The sequence below is a fragment of the Pseudogemmobacter bohemicus genome, assembly GCF_003290025.1.
Taxonomy (GTDB): domain Bacteria; phylum Pseudomonadota; class Alphaproteobacteria; order Rhodobacterales; family Rhodobacteraceae; genus Pseudogemmobacter; species Pseudogemmobacter bohemicus.
This window is the reverse complement of the sequence record NZ_QNHG01000008.1, coordinates 52,006-68,422: the sequence shown is the minus strand read 5'-3', so window position 1 is coordinate 68,422 and position 16,417 is coordinate 52,006. Positions and strand designations below refer to the sequence as shown.

The 16,417-nt window shown below is 63.0% G+C and carries 15 protein-coding genes; 4 read left to right on the top strand and 11 right to left on the bottom strand.

The window, feature by feature from the left end:
- Positions 1 to 88: 88 nt before the first annotated feature.
- The 5 genes from DRF71_RS26325 to DRF71_RS29155 form a co-directional block, all read right to left on the bottom strand.
- Complete coding sequence (locus DRF71_RS26325; protein ID WP_088215553.1) at positions 89 to 1,315, bottom strand: IS256 family transposase; 1,227 nt, start codon at positions 1,313 to 1,315, stop codon at positions 89 to 91.
- Positions 1,316 to 1,768: 453 nt separating this feature from the next.
- A complete protein-coding gene (locus DRF71_RS26320) occupies positions 1,769 to 4,651 on the bottom strand; it encodes a YobI family P-loop NTPase (protein WP_456300099.1) in 2,883 nt (960 codons plus the stop codon).
- A gap of 283 nt (positions 4,652 to 4,934) precedes the next feature.
- Positions 4,935 to 5,399: a transposase gene (locus DRF71_RS29165; protein WP_269814320.1), complete on the bottom strand. Its 465-nt coding sequence runs from the start codon at positions 5,397 to 5,399 to the stop codon at positions 4,935 to 4,937.
- Positions 5,396 to 5,851, bottom strand: a complete 456-nt coding sequence (locus tag DRF71_RS29160; RefSeq protein WP_269814345.1) for a transposase — start codon at positions 5,849 to 5,851, stop codon at positions 5,396 to 5,398. The genes DRF71_RS29165 and DRF71_RS29160 overlap by 4 nt, the downstream gene beginning before the upstream one ends.
- 38 nt (positions 5,852 to 5,889) lie before the next feature.
- Complete coding sequence (locus DRF71_RS29155; RefSeq protein WP_269814319.1) at positions 5,890 to 6,303, bottom strand: transposase; 414 nt, start codon at positions 6,301 to 6,303, stop codon at positions 5,890 to 5,892.
- Positions 6,304 to 6,563: 260 nt separating this feature from the next.
- On the opposite strand from DRF71_RS29155, the gene DRF71_RS26305 reads away from it, so the two are divergent.
- Positions 6,564 to 7,496, top strand: coding sequence for an IS5 family transposase (locus DRF71_RS26305; RefSeq protein WP_112313402.1), 933 nt, complete (start codon positions 6,564 to 6,566; stop codon positions 7,494 to 7,496).
- Positions 7,497 to 7,799: 303 nt separating this feature from the next.
- Here the strand turns inward: DRF71_RS26305 and DRF71_RS26300 are convergent, their stop codons facing one another.
- Positions 7,800 to 8,828 carry an IS110 family RNA-guided transposase gene (locus DRF71_RS26300; protein ID WP_112311428.1) on the bottom strand — a complete coding sequence of 343 codons (1,029 nt, stop codon included), beginning with the start codon at positions 8,826 to 8,828 and terminating at the stop codon, positions 7,800 to 7,802.
- A gap of 183 nt (positions 8,829 to 9,011) precedes the next feature.
- Here DRF71_RS26300 and DRF71_RS26295 point away from each other — a divergent pair, with 183 nt between their 5' ends.
- From DRF71_RS26295 to DRF71_RS26285, 3 genes are read left to right on the top strand one after another with little or no spacing between them, the layout of a single operon-like run.
- The gene (locus DRF71_RS26295; protein ID WP_051911464.1) at positions 9,012 to 10,001 is read left to right on the top strand and encodes an HlyD family secretion protein; all 990 of its coding nucleotides are present in this window, start codon (positions 9,012 to 9,014) and stop codon (positions 9,999 to 10,001) included.
- Positions 10,002 to 10,005: 4 nt separating this feature from the next.
- Positions 10,006 to 11,157 (top strand): ABC transporter permease, encoded by a 1,152-nt coding sequence (locus tag DRF71_RS26290; protein WP_035714902.1) that lies wholly within the window; start codon positions 10,006 to 10,008, stop codon positions 11,155 to 11,157.
- A complete protein-coding gene (locus DRF71_RS26285) occupies positions 11,154 to 12,323 on the top strand; it encodes an ABC transporter permease (protein WP_035714904.1) in 1,170 nt (389 codons plus the stop codon). Before DRF71_RS26290 ends, DRF71_RS26285 begins: the two co-directional genes overlap by 4 nt.
- On the opposite strand, the gene madM is transcribed toward DRF71_RS26285, so the two are convergent.
- Genes madM through DRF71_RS26260 form a run of 5 tightly spaced genes read right to left on the bottom strand, consistent with a single transcriptional unit; the run spans position 12,256 to position 16,197 of the window.
- Positions 12,256 to 13,032 (bottom strand): malonate transporter subunit MadM, encoded by a 777-nt coding sequence (madM, locus tag DRF71_RS26280; RefSeq protein WP_226341282.1) that lies wholly within the window; start codon positions 13,030 to 13,032, stop codon positions 12,256 to 12,258. The genes DRF71_RS26285 and madM overlap by 68 nt on opposite strands.
- Before the next feature lie 6 nt (positions 13,033 to 13,038).
- Complete coding sequence (gene tnpC, locus DRF71_RS26275; RefSeq protein WP_035714907.1) at positions 13,039 to 14,589, bottom strand: IS66 family transposase; 1,551 nt, start codon at positions 14,587 to 14,589, stop codon at positions 13,039 to 13,041.
- Between the two features lie 53 nt (positions 14,590 to 14,642).
- Positions 14,643 to 14,990: an IS66 family insertion sequence element accessory protein TnpB gene (gene tnpB, locus DRF71_RS26270; protein WP_084695240.1), complete on the bottom strand. Its 348-nt coding sequence runs from the start codon at positions 14,988 to 14,990 to the stop codon at positions 14,643 to 14,645.
- The gene (tnpA, locus tag DRF71_RS26265; protein WP_035714911.1) at positions 14,990 to 15,400 is read right to left on the bottom strand and encodes an IS66-like element accessory protein TnpA; all 411 of its coding nucleotides are present in this window, start codon (positions 15,398 to 15,400) and stop codon (positions 14,990 to 14,992) included. Before tnpA ends, tnpB begins: the two co-directional genes overlap by 1 nt.
- A gap of 50 nt (positions 15,401 to 15,450) precedes the next feature.
- The gene (locus DRF71_RS26260) at positions 15,451 to 16,197 is read right to left on the bottom strand and encodes a YobI family P-loop NTPase (protein ID WP_179209266.1); all 747 of its coding nucleotides are present in this window, start codon (positions 16,195 to 16,197) and stop codon (positions 15,451 to 15,453) included.
- Positions 16,198 to 16,417 lie beyond the last annotated feature (220 nt).

Here is a 16,417-nt window from a genome sequence, read left to right as displayed (position 1 = left end):
CAATTTTTCATCGCCATGATGCGGTCGTGTCGCGAATGTGGTGGAAATTGGCGAGCAGCGCGCTCCGAGCATGTAACGTTGGCTCCGGTCAGGCCGCGAGGTCAAGAGACATCGGCACGAGAGGCTGAGAAAGGGTTTCCCAGCCATCGACTTTTCGCATCTGGATCTGCCCTGACGCCAGGAGCGCCCAGAGCAGCATCGGCACGGTTTCAGCGCAGGGCAGCACGGTCTGGGTCTTGATGCGGCGGCGGAACTCCTCGTTCAGACGCTCAATGGCGTTGGTGGTCCGTGCGGATTTCCATTGCGACGGATCGAGGCGGGTGAAGCTGAAGAGGCGATCGCCGGCCTCCTCAAGGCTATCGGCCACGGCCCGGCACTTGAGCTTCCACTTGCGGAGGAAGGCCTTGCGGCGCGTCTCGATCTCGGCGGCGCTGTCGGCGTAGATCATGTCGCGGTAGTCTTCGCTCAGCTCGTCATGCAGGCGCTTGGGCGCGTGGCCAAGCAGGTTGCGGTGCTTGTGAACCGTGCAGCGCTGGATGGGCAGGTCCCCGCCCCAGAGCGCCACAAGCGCGGCTTCAAGGCCGGGGGCGCCGTCAACGATTACGAACTCGGGCCGCCTGAGGCCCCGCGCGTCCAGGTCGGCAAGGAAGCTGCCCCAGGCAGCCGTGCTTTCGCCGCCCATGTTCCTGATCGAGAGGAGCACCTTTTGTCCGTCGCGGCGGATGCCGATCGCCGCCAGCACCGAGATGTTGGTGGCCTTGCGGTCCAGCCGGGTCTTGATGACGGTGCCGTCGAGGATGAGCCGCACGATATCCTCCTCGGCCAGGTCGCGGGTGGACCAGGCGTCCCAGTCGACCTTCACCTTGCGCCAGGCCCGGCTGACCACGTCCTTGCTCACCGCCCCCTCGAACAGTCCGAACAGCGCCCGCTTGACCCGGCGCGTGTTGGTGCCGGCCAGGTAGACCGCCGCGATCAGGGCCTCGGCCTTCTTCGTCAGCCGCCTGTAGCGGGGCAGTGCCTTCGATCGCCATTCGGTGATCTTGCCGGCTTCGTTCTCGATCCGAGCACGAGGAACCCGCACCGTCTCGGTGCCGAATGTGCCGGTCAGCTGCCGATCGCGGTGCCCGTGGCGGTAGCCCCTGGCCCGCTCATTGCCGCGGCCGTAACGAAGCCAACCAAGAAAGGCGGCAAGTTCCTCTTCGAACATGGCTTCAATGGTGGCCCGGACATTCGCCCGCAGGCGATCCTCGATCGGATCATACCCGCCTGCGTCGGGCAGCGGCGAAAAGGACGAGCTATCGGTATTCTGCTTCATGGCGTGATCTCCCTGGCGGTTGCCGCCGCCGGTTGGGTGGGTGTTGGTTCACCCGGAGATTACGCCGCCAGACAATTTCTACCACTTCCGAGACACGACCGAGCGGGAAGGGCGGAAAGCTGTCTTGTGGCGGTGCGGCACCGCCATCGCAGCGACAGCCAGACAGCGGACACTCATACGGGCTGCCATGGTCAACCGGGCTGAAACCGCCTGACGGGCGGAAAGCGGCCTGTCGGCAATTCCGCGTGATGACAGCTGCCACTCTGGCACAGAGCATGCTCAAACGGGGCGAAGCAACGCCCTGCCCGACGCTCCGAGCAGGCGGCAAGCCGCCTGGCAACGGTGGAGGTCTTCAGCCTATCAGGATTTGAGCCCGCCACCTGCTATCCGCTAATCTATCTCGGCGAGGTGCCGAGAACGACCTGCTTGGGAAACTGCGATGAACGATCCTACTCACTTCCTGAACATACTCATGCGAATGTCGTCATCGAACAAGGTGCCTTTCCGCCACGATGAGATGAAGCCCCGATCCTTCAACCATGTAACGAACTCGAGGTTCACTTCGCTGCCTTCAATCTTCGGCGTTGAGAAACCCGGTTTGATGTCGGGAAGTGGATCAGGCAGTGAACGCAGGATATCTCTCACTTGCTGATCATCGAACATCCTTTGAAGCATGTTGAACAAAGTTATCTGTGTGGAAAGAGGCTGGGAGTTGACGATGACCGCACGTGCGGCGTCGACTCCGAGGTTGTCGATCTTCACGCCAGTTCGAGCGAGTATTCTGCCAACGATGGCCGCGCGGGACGATATGTCAGCCAGCAGGCTAAGATCCATCTTTTGAATTATCTTCAGCCTGTTTTCATCGCCAATGTCCGCTTCCAACAGATTCTGCCGGAAGTCGTCGGCTAGATCGCACTCGCCTTCAGCCTCGAAGAACTCTGCAATGTTCCTTGTTACGAATGCGATGCCTAATGTTGGATCGTCGCTGAGATGCAAAAGGTTGGTCGCGGAGAAGGTTATGGTATTCTGCTCGACCAGTATCTTGGTCTTTGCTGCACTGAGCTGCTGCGGGAAGACTTTGAACCGTCTCGGAAGCACTTTGACATAGGCCGAATATGTTTCCTCGCTCAATGCGTCGTTCTCTAGGATGAACTTGCGCAATGGTGCCGCCCGATCTCCGTCCGGAACTTGGTGGTCGGCAAGCGCACGCAAGGTGGCCGGTCTGTTCAAGAACGACGTGAGTACTTCCGCATCGTAGTTGCTGCTGCCAATAAACGCTAAGCAGTTTACCCAAGTCGCCTCGATCTTTGCTATCCGAAAAAGCGTGGCGTGGAGACCATCGGGGACTTGATCCAAGGTTGGGACCGATGTCGACTGCATCTCGAGGAATTCTGCAATGGATTCAACTTCCACGTCGGCCCGGCCGATGACGCGTTGAATGGTCGAAATGCTCTCACGGCAATTGTTCGGCAGACGAAGCAGGACGTTCCGAAGATACTCGCCGAAACGGCCATCGATCTTGGCTAGAAGCGGCGCGCTTCCGGACTCGAGTACCAACGTGTAGTTTTGCTCGCCTGACCGATCAACTTCCCTGATACCGAGGACGACTCGGAATATGAAATTCAGGTTGTCGATGGAAAGCTCATAGAGACCGCCGTCGAACAGGACCCTTATGACGCCCGGGTAAGCCTCCACGGCGGCTAGGTCGGTCGCTTCGACGTCGAGCGGTTGCAGTCGTTCGGCTGGGACATCGACCCCCTGCGCCAAGATGTCAGCCAACCTCTCTGAGACGAAGTTTGATATGGCCGGGTGCCTGCCGGCAAGACCCTTCAGGTCCGCATTCGACATGTGGCTCATGATGTGCGCAACATGCATCAGGTTTGCGGGACTGGTCAGTGCCGCCGCGACGAACCCAGGCCACGTCCTCGCCATTCCAGAAATGAGAGCCGCGACCGCCGTGCCTCTGGCGTAGTAGCTTGACAGGAATGTCTCGCAGCCCGCGAAATCGGTCGCGATGAAGTTGAGCAGACGCTTTTTCTGCATCCCATACGAAGAGGGATCCGCAAGCAGGCAGTCGACGATCGTCACGTTGAGAACGTAGGTTCGGCTGAAATCCTCGTCGCGCATCGCGGCGATGACCTCCTTCGGATTGTCTATCTGAAAGTTGGGATCTGGAGTTCTGAAACCGCGAATGTGGATCAGAAACTTGTTATCGCTGGGAGATAGACGCCCTGAATGGAAAAGGGATGTGTACTGGTAGTACGTGTCATCCAGATAACCCTCCAGAACCAAGAAGCGAGCCAGATCGGCGCCGTCTCCAAATTCGTCGAACAGCCCATCGACTTCATCTGAATTTTCTCGAATGACTTCGTTGAATTTAGTCATTCGCAAGTTGCCTAATTTGGCCCTCAGTTCGCGAATTTGCTTGAGTGAAGAGTCTCTAAATTCCGCAGACTTCTTTTCAACGTCCTCTTTGCGCTGTTGGAAGGTTCTATGGGGATCAACCTTCGCCTGTAAATTGCCTACTTGGAGGTGATGCTGGTGACCGTGTATTGAAGTGGTTAACAGTTGGCTCGCTCCCATTATTGCTTCAAGACGCTCATCGTTAGCAAGGTTGCTCAGAGAAATCATGGCACTATGATTGAGGCCAACACGGCTGTGTCCCTCGGGAACCATCTCTACGATGGCCATCGCATAGCTCCGGCGCAACTCGGTCAGATCGTTCGGCAGCTGCTTTTCACCTTGATCGACAAGCGTCTCGAGGCGAGATATCTCGACTTTGCATCGGGACTCGCTCGTCGCGATGTATCGATCATGACTTCGAAGAACCCCTGCCAGATGCCCCTTTCCGCGATGAAGGTTCTCGAAATCGCTTGGGAACACGTTCTTGTATATCAAGACCGCCAACAGCTTGTTGACGTCTAGGCTGGTTTCGTTCTCGGTTTCGAGATTGGCGACGTAGATAGCATACTCATTAAAAATATTCTGTATGAGCCTGAGGTCGTTCAGATATCGCGAAACCTCCCGCAGGAACCGCTGATCGAACCTATCGTCCAGGGAGAGCCGCTTGCCCTGCTCCAGCAATTTGTCGATAGAATTCGAGCTATTGATGATAGGGATGACTGGAATAATGAATTCGAAGAACTTGGTCCTATCCGTGTTCACGAACATATCGTCGCGAAGGGCGTAGAGAAACCGGATGTGTCGCTTGCCGCGCAGATTGGCGTTCACCAGGCTATTGATTTCACGCAGCGTGACGAATATTTCAGCGTTGTTAAATCTATCTAAGTCCTCGATGACGACAAGATCATATTGCGTAGACTGGAAGAAGTATATGATCTCGTCTAAATGGCGATTAAGGGTAAGCGGCGTCTGAACCCCACGTTGCGTGGCTGACGCGCTGCTGCGAAGTCCTTTTCACCTGCATTCCCCAAGTGGCGTGTCGTTTGAGGTGAAGATCGCCTGTATCCGAGCGCTAGACAAGGATTTTCTGCCGCAAGCGGCACCTGCGGTCGCGCAGACTGCTGGATCTGGACGGATCAGACCGCGAAGCCGCTGTTTCCTTGCCCAGGGGCGGCGTTTTTCAGCGCAGCGGACAGATCTGTCCAGCCGCTTTCGTTCAGTTTGAGCGTGGATCGCGATCATGCGCATAGCGGTGGCGCTCGCAATCGGGGATAGCGGCGAGGATGGCGCGTACCATCGTGCCGGTGACAGCGACCTCGGCCAGCTGGAAGGTGATGGTGCGGGCGTGACGGACCACACGTGCCCCGATCTTGATCAGCTTCAGTTGCAGGCTGGTCAACGACCAGTCGGCCATGGCCTCGGGCAGCTCGATGCAGCGCAAGAAGGTGGCCAGGTTGTACGCCAGGGCGTGCAGTTGCAGCCGCACCTCATTGTCGCGGAACTTCCGGCACGACAGCCGCGTCCAGCGAAAGGCGTATTTGCCCTCTTTGATGTGCTGCTCGGCGGTGCCGCGCTGGTTGTAGAACCGCACCACCCAGTCCGGCTCCATCGGCAGGTTGGTGACGATGAAGCCGACACGCGGGAACAGTTCGCCCGGATGCCATTCGATCTTGGCGATCACCCGGCGTTCCTTGTCCCAGGACGCGCTGATACTCGAATTCCTCGAAGAACCGCTTGACCTTGGTCAGTGACGGCCGCCCGACAGGGCGCGTTACGATGCGCGATCTTGTCCTTGAGGACCGCGTTTGCGGGCAGCCGGATGGCGTAGAAGAACCGCGCTTCTTCCAATCGCTCATAGATCGCCGGGATCGCGTAGGCAGCATCGGCCCGGAAGAACCTGCCACCAAGGTCGCGCTCCGCGTAGCGCGCAATGACGGGGTCGAGAACATCACGCCAGCCATCGCCTGTGGACGTTGCCATGGCGCAGGGCGCAGCGTTCCAGCATCCCGAACTGGTTGAACAGAAAGTTGGGGTGATAGCAGCACAGTCGAAATGGCCATTCCAGGCAGACCCTTCCTGGTCGCCATGGGTCGGGCTGACCGAGCTGTCCATGTCCAGAACGATGTACTTCAGCCCGTTACGGTCATGGAACCGGTCGATCCATTGCCCGTTCAGGTCGGCCAGCGCGGCACGGTTCCCGGCCAGAGCCGCGTCTCGGTCTCGAACCGTCCCATCTGCGATGCCGAGGCCGCTTGTGCATCGACCGCTCTGCCGCCGACAACTTGGCGCATGACCGGATCGCAGGCGAGACGGTTGGCGTCGTTGACATCCTCGTATCCGGCCAGCCGCCCAAAGACTGATTGCCGGAACAGGCCGTCGAGCCGAATGGACCGTGTTCTTGCCAGAGCGAGTATCGCGAGCGCCGCTGACGCCAAATCGGACAACCCGAGCGCGTCATCAAGCTCGCGCATCACCAGAAGGCCGCCGTCGGAACTGAGCTGCGTGCCGCGAAATTCCAGCCGCACGCGAGGGTCGAAATCCACCCGATCTGCCCGTTGCAAGCCCGCACCCTCTGGGTGATCCATGAAACGCGCCCCTCGCAGCCTTCAACACCAGTTTTATATAGGAAATATAATGGTCAGGACAGCGAAATCAGCGCCTTACTTGGGAAATGGGGTTTCATCGGCTGATGGGGAGTGCGTTTCGCAATGTGTGCCAAGAATTCGTTTCTCACCTCCCTGGGCGTGGAGATTTATGCCTCTGGTCATCGGCGGTGGCCGGATGAGGTGAAGGCTCGGGTGGTCGCCGATACACTGCAGCCGGGGGCCACGGTAAGCGTCTCGGCATGAGCAAACCTGAGGCTGCCCGCTACCGTATGACGAACTGGAAGTCCTACAACGAGTCTTTGAGGCGGCGTGGATCGCCACTGATCTGGATGGACAAGGACATGGTGTGGCTGGCGAACAAGGCGGGTCGTCGTGGTCGCCCGCCGGTGTTCTCGGGTGCGGCCATCCAGTTCTGCCTGATGGTGAAGGTGCTCTTCGGGCTGCCGCTTCGGCAGACAACCGGAACGGTGGCCAGCATCCTGGAGATGGTCGAGCTCGACTGGCCCGTGCCGGACTTCTCCACCATGAGCCGCAGACAAAAAACCCTCACTGTCCAGATATCCTGCCGGCGCGCACCAGGTCCTCTGAACCTGCTGGTGGACAGCACCGGGATCAAGTTTCTCGGCGATGGAGAATGGCTGGCGCACAAGCATGGCACCCACCGCAAGCGCCAGTATCGCAAGGTCCACCTGGCAATGGATACAGACACCGGCGACATTCGGGCGGTGGAGTTCACTTCCAGCCGCGAAGGCGACGGTCCTGAGCTATCTGACCTTCTGAAGCAGATTCCGCCGGAGGGGCTGGTCGGCACCGTGACCGGCGACGGTGCCTTCGACACCCGGCGATGCCACACCGCAATCGTGGACCGTGGCGGCACGGCCATCATCCCGATCCGGAAGAATGGTCGCCTCTGGAAAGAGGACTGCCCTGCCGCTCGCGCTTGCAACGACATCCTCCGGGCGACCAAACGTTTCGGTCGGGCGAACAGGAAGGTCTGGTCCGGCTATCACGTCCGAAGTCGGATCGAGGCAAGGATGCGCTGCCTCAAATCCTTCGGTGAGCGCATCGCCTCGCAAGACCCCGACAGACAAGCGGCCGAGATCTACATCCGCGTCGCGCTCATGAACCGCTTCAACGCACCCGGCACCGCCGAAATCGAGCGCCTGGCCTGAGCTTAATGGGTAAGGGAGAGCCCTGCTCCGACGCCGAGTTCTGCAACATGTATAACCGCCCCTTGCGCAAGGGGGTTCGAAGCTTCTTTTGACGCGTTGTCGGGTGCTGACATGTATCCGGCCTCTTATGCGACCATCGTCATGCCGCGGGCCCGTATGGTGTTCGCGGATCAGGCCCCAAATCAACGCCGCGTGCTCGAAGGCACTTTGTTGCAGGCTGGTTCCCCTGATCCTGTCTCACGACCGTTGCGCCAAACGTCTCCTTGCCCTCTTCCGCTCCGACGTTCTCGCGACCTCGACGGCTTATGCCGCTGCGGCCGGAGCCTTGTAGACGTCACCGTGGGCCATAAGGGCCCAGACGATGCGCGCCATCTTGTTCGCCAGCGCGACCCGCACCAGCATGGGCGGCTTGCGCGTCAGTATCCCGCCCAACCAGGTTCCCGGTCGGGCCGAGGCATGGACGTGTCGCTTGATGATCACGCTGTTGGCGCCGATGATCAGCAGGCGCCGCAGGGATCGTTCCCCCATCTTGGTCGTGGCCCCGAGCCTCTGTTTGCCGCCTGTCGAATGCTGGCGAGGGGTGAGCCCGAGCCAGGCGGCAAAGTCCCGGCCTGTGCGGAATATCTCTGGTGGGGGCGCCAGCGTAGCAATGGCCGTGGCGATCAGGGGGCCGATGCCAGGAATTGTCATCAGCCGCCGTGCGACCTCGTTGCCCTTTGCCCGCCGGCTGATCTCGGCGTCCAGCTTCCCGATCTCTGTCTCGAGGTGCCGGAGCGCCGCAACCAGCACATCAAGCGTGGGGAGGGCCTCGGTGGGCAGCCCGCTGTCCGGGTCTTCGATCATCGCAATAAGTCGCGCAGCGTTGCCAGCACCTTGTGGCACGATCTGACCAAACTCGCCCAGATGCCCACGCAGGGCGTTGATCGCCTGTGTGCGCTGCCGGATCAGAAGTTCCCGGATACGGAATACCATCGCCGACCCTTGGGTTTCTTCACTCTTCACCGGGACGAAACGCATCGTCGGGCGCTGCGCCGCTTCGCAGATCGCCTCGGCATCAGCGGCATCATTCTTCTGGCGCTTGACGAAAGGTTTCACATAGGCGGGCGGGATCAGCCGAACCTCGTGCCCGAGCTTGCCGATCTCGCGGCCCCAGAAATGCGCCCCTCCGCAGGCTTCCATGGCGACAATGCAGCTCGGCAACTGGCTGAAGAACGACAGCACCTGATCCCGCCTCAGCTTCTTGCGCAGCACAGCTTGCCCAGAGGCGTCGGCACCATGTGCCTGGAACACATTCTTCGCCAGATCGAGCCCGACAGTGGTAATCTCCGACATGACCGCTCTCCTATGTGGATCCTCGCAGACCCACCTTGGCACACAGATGCCGTCGGGGGGCGGTCACATCATCAATGCCCAACAACGCCCATGAAAATTGCTTTTCGCAAGCATGCTTTCGAATTGTCCCCGGCGCGGGCCGGGCGTAGTCTGGCCCTCAGTCGAATGTCAGGGACCGAACCGATGAAACCTGCCAAGGCGCCCCGCCGATCCCTTCTGCCGCTGCTGGTCCTGGCCGTTCTGGCCGGGCTGGTCATCGGTGCCGTCTGGTGGGCGACGCGCCCCGGCCCCCTGCTGATCCAGGGCGAGGTCGCGGCCCCGCGGGTCGATGTCTCGGCCCGCACCTCGGGCCGGGTCACGCGGATCGAGGCCGATCTGGGCCAGCGGGTCGAGGGCGGCCAGCTGCTGGCCGAACTGTCGAACCCGCAGCTGGTCACCGCCCATGCCGCCGCAGCATCAGGGCTGGAGGTCGCCCGCGCCTCGGAGGCCGCGGCCGGCGCCACCCGCCCCGAGGTGATCCGCGCCCGCGAGGCCGAGCTGGCCGCGGCCCAGGCCGATCTGCGCCTGGCCGAGGAGCAGCTGGGCCGCGACACGGGCCTGTCGCAGCAGGGCCTGCGCCCGCAGGCGGCGCTGGACCAGTCGACGCGCAACCTCGACGCCGCCGCAGGCCGGGTCGAGGCCGCCGAGGCGCAGCTGGACCTGGCCCGGGCCGGGGCCTCGCCCGAGGAACGCGAGGTCGCCGCGGCCCAGGTCGCCCAGGCCGAGGCCGCGCTGGCCCAACGCCAGGCCGATCTGGACGAATTGCGGATCTTCGCGCCCATGTCGGGCGAGATCTCTGGCCGCACGATCGAGCTGGGCGAGAATGTCGGCCCGGGCGCGCCGCTGTTCACCATCGTCGATCTGGACCAGGCCTGGTTCACCTTCAACCTGCGCGAGGATCTGCTGGCGGGGCTGGAGATGGGCGACCGGCTGACGATCCGCATCCCCGCCCTGGACCGTGAGGCCGAGGCCGAGATCACCCTGATCAACGTGCAGGGCCAGTTCGCCAGCTGGCGCGCCACCCGCGCGACGGGCGATTTCGACCTGCGCAGCTTTGAGCTGCGGGCCCGCCCCGTCGCGCCGCTGGAGGGCCTGCGCCCCGGCATGTCCGCGCTGATCCAGCTGGACCGCTAGGGCCATGCTGGCCGTCATGGCGCGCGAGATCCGCCTGCTGCCGCGCCGCCCGGCGCTGGCGGGGCTGGTGATCGTGCTGCCGCTGATCATGTTGCTGGTCCTGGGCGGCATCTTTCGCGCAGGCATTCCCACGGGCATGGCGGTGGCGGTGATCGACCTGGACCGTTCGGATCTGTCGCGGGCCGTCACGCGGATGCTGGACGCGGCGCCCGAGCTGACCGTGACCCATCGCGCGTCCGATCTGTCCGAGGCACGCGCGCTGATCGTGTCCGGCGCGGTGCGCGGCGCGGTGCTGATGCCCCAGAACCTGGAACGCGACATCACCCGGGGCGCGCGCCCCGAGATCGTCACCTTCTACGACAACCAGCACATGAGCGCCGGATCGCTGGTCGCCCGCGGCGCCCGCAATGCCATCGACACGGCGCTGGCGGGCCTGCGCCTGTCGGTGCGCCAGGGTCAGGGAGAGGCGCCCGTGCAGGCCATGGTCGCGCTGCAGCCCATCCCGATGCAGGCCCATGCGCTGTTCAACCCGGCCTTTGATTATGTGCATTTCCTGCTGGCCGCGCTGATCCCCACGGTCCTGCAGATCATCGCCGCCGCCGCGACCGCCTATGCGGTCTCGCTGGATTTCGGCCCGGGGCGGCATCCGCGCGTGCTGATGCGGATGGCGGGCGGCATCCTGCCCGCGATGCTGGGCAAGATCCTGCCCTATACGGTCGTCTTCCTGCTGCTCCTGGGCCTGTCGGACGTGGCGCTCTATGGCTGGCTGGCGGTGCCCTTGCGCGGGTCGCTGTGGCTGATGGCGCTTGGCGCGGTGCTGTTCGTGCTGGCGTCGCAGATGATCGGCGCGCTGGCCTTCGTGCTGTCGCGTGACATGGGCCGGGCGGCCAGCCTGATCGCCATCATCACCGCGCCGGCCTTCGGATTCATGGGGCTGGGTTTCCCGCGCGAGGCGATGTCGACCCTGGCCCAGGCCTGGGGCGCGGCCATTCCCGGCACCTGGTATGTGCAGCTGCGCATCGACCAGTCGCTGCGCGCGACGCCCTTGGACATCTCCGCCATGTCGGTCCTGTGGCTGGCGGTGATCGCGGGCGTGCTGGCCACGCTGATCCTGGCGCAGCTGTCGCGCCTGGCCCGGCAGGAGGTCGCGTCATGACCGCGCTGGCCACCGCCTTCCGCGCCGAGCTGGCCGCCGTGCTGGGCGACCGGCAGGTGCGCATGATCGTCCTGCTGGCGCTGGTCATCTATGCGCTGATCTATCCGCTGCCCTATCGGGCCGAGCTTCTGCGCGATGTGCCGGTGGTGCTGGTCGATCAGGACGGATCGACCGCTTCGGCCGATCTGGCGCGGCGCGTGGACGCGTCGGAGGCCGTTGCCCTGACCCATCTCGCCCCCGACATGGCCGAGGCCACGCGGCTGGTCCATGAACGCCGCGCCTATGGCGTCATGCTGATCCCCGACGGGTTCGAACGCGCCCTGCTGCGCGGCGATCAGAGCCCCGTCGCGCTTTATGCCGATGCCAGCTATTTCCTGATGTATCAGCGCGTGATGCAGGGCGCCGCCGTCCCCCTGCGCCAGATGGGCGCCGAGGTCGAGGCCGGGCGCCTGATCGCCCAAGGCACGCCCCGCGCCGTGGCCACCGCCCAGGTCAGCCCCGCGAACCAGATCGAGGTGCCGCTGTTCAACCCCGCGGCGGGCTACGCGACCTATGTGCTGCCCGCGGCCTTCGTGCTGATCCTGCAGCAGACGATGATGATGGGGCTGGCCTTGGCTGCGACCCGGCGCGGGCCGCTGCCCGGCCATCCGGTCTGGCGGCTGCTGGGCCGGGCGGGGGCGTGGCTGGCCATCTGGGCGGGGCTGCTGCCGGTCTATCTGATCGTGCTGCCGGTGCTCTATGGCCTGCCGATCCTGGGCGGGCCGGGGGCGCTGATGATGCTGGGCCTGCCCTTCCTGCTGGCGGCCGGGTTTCTGGCGCAGCTGGTCGCGGCGCTGTTCCGGCGGGGCGAGGTCGTGCAGGTCGTGCTGCTGGCGCTCGGGATGCCGTTCTTCTTCCTGTCGGGCTTCGCTTGGCCGGTCGAGGCGATCCCGGCCCATCTCAACGCGCTGGCGCAGCTGATCCCGTCGACGGCGGCCATCGACGGGCTGGTGCGGGTCATGCAGATGGGCGCGACCCTGCCCGAGATCGCGCCCATCCTGTGGCATCTGTGGGCCTTGGCCGCGGGGCTGGGCCTCGTGGTGCTGGCGGTCGAGACGGTCAGCCCGTCACGGCCAGCAGCGCCAGATAGAGGACCGACGGCCCCATCAGACAGCCCAGCCCGGTGAAGAAGGTCGCCGTCATCGCGCCATAGGGCACCAGCCGCTTGTCGGTCGCGGCCAGCCCCCCGGCCACGCCGCTGGTCGTGCCCATCAGCCCGCCATAGGCCATGGCCGATTTCGGGTTGTTCAGCCCGATCAGCGGCGCGACCAGCGGCGTGCCGATCATCACCAGCACCGCCTTCAGCAGCCCCGCAGCGACCGACAGGGCGATGACCTCGGAACTGGCGCCCAAGGCGGTGCCGGTCACCGGACCCACGATATAGGTCGCCGCACCCCCGCCGATCGTCGCCATGCTGACCGCATCGGTATAGCCGAAGGCCGCCGCGATCGCCGCGCCCACCGCGAAGGACACCACGATCCCCAAGGCCAGCGCGCTGACCCCCGCCGCGCCGGCCTTGCGGATCTCGCGCATGTCGACGCCGTAAGCGGTCGAGACGATGGCCAGGTCGCGCAGCATCGCGCCCCCCATCAGCCCGATCCCGGTGAACAGCGGCACATCCGCCAGCCCGCGGCTGCCCCCGGTCATCATGCCGCCGATCCAGGCCAGGATCAGACCGATGATGATGGCCACTGCCGATCCGTGCAGCCGACCAGCCGTCAGCCGGTCGGACAGCTGATAGGACAGCCACATGACGCCGCCCACGAACAGGAAGGCAAAGACCAGGCCGTTGCGGGCCAGAACCTCGACGATCAGTAAGCGGCGGCGCCGCCTCACCTGGTTTCAGCTTGACGGGTTGAAGTTCCAGGGCAGCAGGTCGTCGATCTTTGCCTGAGGATGGCTGGCTGCCACCGCTTCCAGGGTTGCCTTGAGGTAGGCGAAGGGTTCGACGCCGTTGACCTTTGCGGTGGCGATCAGGGATGCGATGCGCGCCCAGGATCGGCCACCCTCGTCATGGCCTGCGAAGAGCGCATTCTTTCGCGTCAGCGCGATCGGCCGGATCAGGTTCTCGACGTTGTTGGAGTCGATCTCGACCCGGCCGTCGCGCAAGAAGGTCTGCAACCCGCCCCAGTGACGATGGATATAGGCCAGCTTCTCCCCGAGGCGCGACCTCATCGATATGCGCCGACACTGCAGCTGCAGCCATTCCCCGAATGCGGCGATCAGCGGCGCACTGCGCGCTTGGCGGGCCGACAGCCGCTGGCCCGGGTCCATGCCACGGATCTCGGCCTCGATCCGGTAAAGCTCGGCTATCCGGCACAGGCCCTCGGCCGCGATCTTGGAGCCGTCGCGATCAAAGATCTCCTTCAGTTTTCGCCGGACATGCGCCCAGCAATAAGCGACGGTGATCGGTGCGCCGCCTGTCCGGGACGGACGCGTCAGACGGTTGTAGCCGGTATAGCCATCCAGCTGCAGGGTGCCGTCAAAGCCATGGAGGATGCGCTCTGCGTTTTCGCCCGCGCGGTCGGGCGCATAGGTGAAGACCACACCGGGCGGATCGCCCCCGCCCCATGAGCGGTCATCGCGCGCCAGGGCCCAGAGGTAGCCCGTCTTCGTCCGGCCTCGGCCAGGATCGAGCACGGGTGCCGTGGTTTCGTCCATGAACAGCTTGCTCGACGTCTTCAGGTGCTCTGTCAGCCGATCGACCACGGGACCGAGGTGGAAGGCGGCGGTGCCGACCCAATCAGCCAGCGTGCTGCGGTGAAGCTCGATGCCCGCGCGGGCAAGGATTTGGCTCTGACGATACAACGGCAGATGGTCCGCGTATTTGCTGACCAGCACATGCGCCAAGGCGCCCTCAGTGGGTAGGCCGCCATCGATCAGGTGTGCGGGTGCCGGTGCCTGGGTCACGCCCTCTGCACACCTGCGGCACGCATATTTTGGGCGCACGGTCACGATGACCCGCAGTTGCGCGGGCACGATATCCAGCCGCTCGGTCCGGTCTTCGCCGATGCGGTGCATCTCACCACAGCCACACGGACAGAGCAGACTGCTCGGCTCGATCACGCGTTCTACGCGGGGCAGGCTTTCCGGAAGATGCCCGCGATTGCGGCGGGCGGCCCGGCGCGGGGGCGTGCGGGGCGCAGTCTCCGCATCCTGCCGGGTCTCGGCCTCGGCCAACGCGGTTTCCAGATCCTCGAAAGCCAGCTGACGCTCGTCGTCGTTCAGCTTCTCGGAGCGTTTGCCATGCAAGACCTGGTTCAGCTCGGCGATCAGATGCTCCAGCCGCCGGTTGGTTTCCTGCAGCGCGTCCCGTTCCCTCAGCACGGCAAGAACAGCGGCGCGCTGGCTTTCGGGGATGGCGGACAGGTCGATGGACGGAGCGGCGGACATGAAGTCATCATACCCTGATCCGACTGTAGTTGAACGCTTTTATTGCATTCAGGTCATTCTGAAACGGCTGGCTTTGGGGTTTCCAGAGGTCGGACCCGCCGCCAGTCGAGGCCGGCAAAAAGCGCCTCGAACTGCGTTCGGCTCAAGGTCATGGCCCCGTCCCGGATGGCCGGCCAGGTGAAGCTGTCGGCCTCAAGGCGCTTGTAAGCCATCACCAGCCCGCTGCCGTCCCAGAACAGGATCTTCAGCCTGTCGGCGCGCTTCGAGCGGAACACAAAGATCGTGCCGGTGAAGGGGTCTTCCGCCAGCATCGACTGCGCCAAGGCTGCCAATCCGTCGTGCCCCTTCCTGAAGTCCACCGGCTTGGTCGCCACCAGGATCCGCATGCCCTGCGACGGCATCAGCACGGCGCGGCTCCAAGAGCACGGACAATCTCGGCCAGCCGAACGGCGGGCGTGTCCGCGGCCAGCTCAAGCCTCACCTCCCCGATAATGATCCTGATCCCCTCGTCTGCAGCGCGCCCGTCGTAGGAATGGACAGCAGGCGGTGTATCGCAAACCACCAGCGAGGCAAAGACCGGCTCTTCGGCCAAGATGGCTGGCAGCACCAGCTTGCCCTGCTTGGCCAGCCGCCGCCACGCCGATACCTGGTTCGGCTGCACTCCATAGTGATCCGCCACTGCGTTTACCGTGGCCCCCGGCTGCAGTGTATCGGCGACCACCCGAGCCTTCACCTCATCCGGCCACCGCCGATGACCAGAGGCATAAATCTCCACGCCCAGGGAGGTGAGAAACGAATTCTTGGCACACATTGCGAAACGCACTCCCCATCAGCCGATGAAAAGGACTTCGCAGCAGCGCGTCAGCCACGCAACGTGGGGTTCAGACGCCGCTTACGATTAAGGATAGATTCCTCTGTCGTCGCCTTAGGTGTGATCTCAATATCCTTCAGAGATACGCTTTTCAGCGATATACCGAAACTTGCGATATACAGATTATGGATGACCTGCCAGATGAACCCACCACCAATCACGAAGGCAAGTAGATTGAACCAATTGGTCATGTCGAACGGACGGAAGTAGGCACCCGTCATGATCGCATCTCGCTTCTGGAATAGATGCCAACAGGCGATGACGCCGATAATCATGAAGAGAGAGGCCAGCATCGACCAACGGCCGGGCGACTGTATCCGCTTAAACCTCGAAAGCGGAAGCCGCTTCGAATCGGCACCGTAGAGCATTTGTTGCAGGATGCTTCGCTCGATCTCCTGCCTGCTCACCTTGCCGTTGAAGGACCCGGCTTCGGGTGGAGCTTCAGGCAGAAACGCTGCCAAGGATATCTGCAAAACTGGTCGCTTATACCCCTTCAAGAAAGACTTGATGATGCTGCTTTTGCCTGATCCGTAGGGTCCGGTGAGGGCAATGTTCATCACACGGGGGTTGTTGGTCGCCTTGGTCAACGCGGCTGAGTACACGCCCGCCGGGTCGGCCTGATCCGTCGGGGCGAGGTCGACGTATCGCGTTCCCGCGCCTGCCTCCTCCGGTTTCCGAGTGAGCCGATCCGCAGCCGTAATAAACCAGCCCGCTAACTTAAATCGATAGTAAGACAAGTTCTTAAAGCCCCCAGATCTGGTGTGACTAAGTACTATGTACCACAGCTTCATGGGTGAGCTACCCAAAGACTGATCTGGAAACACCTATGGTCGCATTTTCAGAGGATGCGGAAGATTATGAGCCCACCCGACGTCGTCGAACTGCGACGTCAATGCGAAGTTTCCGCCCGCAAGGTGCATTGCAAGGCTTAAGTCGCTGCATTGCGCACGAACGGCC